General features: G+C 31.7%; 5 protein-coding genes. All 5 read right to left on the bottom strand.

All coding sequences use genetic code 11. The features are described from left to right. Positions 1–58 precede the first annotated feature (58 nt). Positions 59–1,039: a Gfo/Idh/MocA family protein gene (locus RXO53_RS07810; RefSeq protein ID WP_410713662.1), complete on the bottom strand. Its 981-nt coding sequence runs from the start codon at positions 1,037–1,039 to the stop codon at positions 59–61. Positions 1,040–1,106: 67 nt separating this feature from the next. Further along, a complete protein-coding gene (locus RXO53_RS07815) occupies positions 1,107–1,292 on the bottom strand; it encodes a hypothetical protein (protein ID WP_410713663.1) in 186 nt (61 codons plus the stop codon). A gap of 9 nt (positions 1,293–1,301) precedes the next feature. Next, positions 1,302–2,294: an ABC transporter ATP-binding protein gene (locus RXO53_RS07820; RefSeq protein WP_410713664.1), complete on the bottom strand. Its 993-nt coding sequence runs from the start codon at positions 2,292–2,294 to the stop codon at positions 1,302–1,304. After that, positions 2,272–3,213 (bottom strand): ABC transporter ATP-binding protein, encoded by a 942-nt coding sequence (locus RXO53_RS07825; protein WP_410713665.1) that lies wholly within the window; start codon positions 3,211–3,213, stop codon positions 2,272–2,274. Before RXO53_RS07825 ends, RXO53_RS07820 begins: the two co-directional genes overlap by 23 nt. A 1-nt stretch (position 3,214) precedes the next feature. Continuing rightward, positions 3,215–4,327 (bottom strand): ABC transporter permease (locus RXO53_RS07830; protein ID WP_410713666.1); only part of this gene is annotated, 1,113 nt, incomplete at its 5' end.

Raw genomic sequence — 4,327 nt, forward strand, 5'->3', positions numbered from 1 at the left:
GGCGAGGCTTTCAGTTGTAAAAGTAAATTATATTATCTATTTATATTAAATTAACTTTTCATAAGCAATTAGAATCATATATATCCAATACTGCCCTTAAATCTCTCAAAGCTATTTCAGGAGGCATTGGAACATTTTTTTCTTCTAAAATAGAATCAATAAAACCTTTAAGTTCATCTTTAATTGAATCGCTATCAGGCAATTCAATTCTGCTATTATTATATATTAAATCTCCATATCTTCTAACATACCTTGTTTTTCCTGAGATTTCTACCTTCCTAGTATAAGGATCTTCATATATAGTACCTTTTTCTCCATATATCTCAAAAGCTGGAACCATAGGAGAATTATTCATGCCCCAACTAAACATAAGTAAACCATTAGCTCCATTTTTAAACTTAATTAATGAAAAGCTAGTGTCCTCTCCTTCCATATCTACAATTGATTTGTAGTTTGATGAACATATTTTTTCGTAATTTCCACCTAAATTAAGTAAAGTATCAACTAAATGTATCCCACCGTCAATCAATGAACCTCCTCCCATAGAAGCTTTAATTTTCCTCCAAGTTCTAGGTTGATTAAATGTGGTATACCTTACAATAATTGTATATAATTTACCTAATTCTTTTATCATTTCAACAGCTTTTCTTATAGATTTATCAAAATAATAATTTTCAGCTACCATAAACTTAACTTTACTTAATTTTGCTTTTTCTATTATTTTGTTAGCTTCTTCTACTGTTCTTGCTATAGGTTTTTCAAGTAAGACATGCTTTTTCTTCTCCATAGCCTTAACACTCATGTCCAAATGAGCATCATGACTAACTATTAAATCAACTACATCTACATCTGAATTTAATACCTCATCATAAGAAGTAAATATGCCGGAAGCTCTGAATTCCTTTGCTAAGTTCTCAGCATCATTTTTATCAGAGCTAAATACATATATCTTTAGATCATAACCTTCATCCTTTAGCTTATTTAGTGCATATAAATGAACCCTTCCAAATCCTCTACTGCCAACAACTGCTATTTTCAAAATAGTTCCCCATTATATTGGCAAGCAACAAATTAAAATATTTTTCTCATAACTCTATACTTTAACTTTATTTTAATACTTTAGATAAAAAATGTAATAACCCTCTTATCCCAATCATAGCCCCCGCTAAGCTCATAGATAGAGCTATTACTAATACCCATAAATTATCATAAATCATACCAATATATGTCAACAAGAAAGAAAAAAGCAAAAGTATTATGCCAATTATTATCTCTATAAAATAGACTTTCATATGACTTCACTAATATAGCCAGCAAGCCACTTCATGATCTGAGCTCATAGATTTAATATCAGGCATTTTCTCTAGACATTTTTGGGTAGCAAAAGGACACCTATCATAAAATGGACATCCTTTAATTTTAGATGCACTTATATTGCTTTCTTTTACTTTAATTGTTTTTATAGTATCTTTGCTTTCTGGGTTAATTTTTGGATAAGCCTCTAATAAGACCTGAGTATACGGATGTAAAGGATCCGTTAAAACAGTTTGAGCCCTACCGCTCTCTACTATTTTGCCTTTATACATAACCGAAATTCTATTTGCAATAATCTTTGCTATTGGCAATTCGTGAGTTATAAACAAAATTGTTATACCTGTTTTTTTATTGATCTTTTTTAGAAGATCAACTATTTCACCTTTTAAAGAAGCGTCGAGCATGGTTACCGGTTCATCAGCTACTAAAAATCTTGGATCTAAAGACAATGCCCTAGCAATGCTAAGTCTTTGTCTTTGCCCTCCAGAAAGTTGAAAAACATAATTATTTATTAGATCTAGAGGCAAACCCACCATGTTCAATACTTCTTCAATTTTTTTATTAATAGATTCTTTATTTTTAATTTTAGCGTATTTTAATGGCATACTTAAAGCATCGTATACTTTCATGTAAGGATCAATGGAAGAATATGGATCCTGATATACCATTTGCAGCTCCTTCCTTATATGCTTAATAATTTTGGTTTTAGGTGTTATAATAATTGGGTTATTATCTCTATTATATATAATTTTACCATCTGTAGGCTTTTGCAAACCTATCATGGTCCTACCAAGGGTTGTTTTACCGGAACCGCTTTCTCCGACTAATGCCATTACTTCTCCTTTATTAATTTTCATATCAACTCCGTCAACAGCTTTAGTTATTTGCTTCTCCGATAGAAAACCCCCTTTTACAAAATATACTTTTAGTCCTTCTGTTTTTATTAACACGTTAGAGTCAATATAACCAGCATGAGACATACCTATCACCTTCGATTCTTTTCAATTCTGGTTCTTTCTGTTTACATATTTCCATAGCATATGGACACCTATCACTAAACCTGCAACCTTTAGGTAAATTAGCCAAATCAGGCATAAACCCCGGAATTCCTTTTATATAGTCCTTATTAATATCTGCTATAGAATCCATTAATAGTTGAGTATATGGATGCTTTGGATTTTTATATAAATCTAATGAATAGCCGCTTTCCATTATACCCCCCGCATACATTATGTATAGCCTATCTGAAATCTCTGAAAGTAGTGCTAAATCATGTGTTATAAAAATTATTGATAAACCAAGATCTTTCTTTAATGTTTTTAATAAATTTATTATCTTTGCTTGTGTTATTACATCTAGCGCAGTTGTAGGTTCATCACAAATAAGTATTTCAGGGTTTAATGCCAGTGCCATAGCAATGAATGCCCTTTGCCTCATTCCACCTGAAAGTTCATGAGGATACTTATCAGATACCGAAGGATCTAGCTCAACCATTTTTAAAAGTTCATTAACTCTTTCTTTAAAATTTCCTTTATATTCGTGTATTTCTAATACCTCTTCAATCTGTTGACCTATCTTAAAAACTGGAGTAAAGCCGTTCATAGATCCTTGAAATATCATAGAAATTTTTTTCCACCTAATTTCTTTATTGAATTTTCCTTCATTATATGATAATATATCTTCATTGTTAAACAATATTTTACCTCCAACAATTTTTCCAGGGGGAGTTATTAAACGCATAATTCCCATTGCCAATGTGCTCTTTCCTGAACCACTTTCGCCTGCTATTCCTATAACTTCTTTTTTACTTAAGTCTAAATTAACCCTATCGACAGCTTTCCTAACGCCTTTAGGCGTATAAAAGTGTATTGAAAAATCTCTAACAGACAATAAGGGCATTTTACTTACCTCCAAAAACTGCCTTTTCTATGGAAAAGCCTATCATTACAAAAGGTATTGAAACTAAAATTATCATTAATCCTGGGAAAAGAATCCACCACCACCAGCCATTAACCGCTGCGAAATTTGATTCTGCGCTATCTAATATTGACCCCCACGTTACTAAACCTGCTGGAGTCAAACCCAAAAAAGATAGTGTTTCTACTAATATTATAGCCCCAGGAACCCCTAAGGCAGTATATGCTATTGCAAATGGAGTTAACCTAGGCATAAAATGTGTAAAGAATGTTCTATAAGATGGAATTCCCAATACCTTATCTGCTTCAACAAATGTCATATTCTTTATTGATTGTGCAGAGCTTCTTGCTATTATTGCGTAAAATGGCCATGATAGAAAAGCAATTAAGAGGGCTTCCAAAAACAAATTGGGTCTCATTACATATGATAAAACCACTAAGAAAGGTAAAGCTGGTAACACTAAGATAACTAATGTAACCCAATTCATTGCTGAATCGGTCTTACCTCCCAAAAACCCCGATATACCCCCTATAATAACTCCTCCTATAACTGAGATAATTGAAGTCAATAATCCAATTTCCAATGCATTGGGCAATCCAAGTAAAACTCCTAAATCAATAGGCCTACCATAAATGTCTGTTCCAAATAAACCATATGCATTGCCTTCCAAATATAACTTGTTAATTAATATTTTTGTATTAGGAGATGTAACGATAGTTACTTGTACCTTATATAAACCTTTTTCGATTGTACCGTTTAGGAGCCCTTTACCTTCATATCCAAATAATGATTGTGATAATAATTGAGGAGTTACTGTAGGAGGTACATAACCGATTTGTTCGCTTATATATGATTTTATTGAGCTAGATAGAGAAATTAAATCAGTATAGCTTGATGGTTGTGAAGTTGTACTTAATGTTATATTAGTTCCATCTGGTTTAATCCAAAGTATTTGAATTGATTCCATTGGGGTACTGGATTTAATATAAAAAATAACATCAGTTGGAGGTTTATTTTTAGACCAAGTAAAGTTATAGTTTAGCTGATATATATAATAATTACTTGATGAATATAATAAACTAGGCTTTGTTGTTAA

Source organism: Caldisphaera sp. (assembly GCF_046536515.1).
GTDB lineage: Archaea > Thermoproteota > Thermoprotei_A > Sulfolobales > Acidilobaceae > Caldisphaera.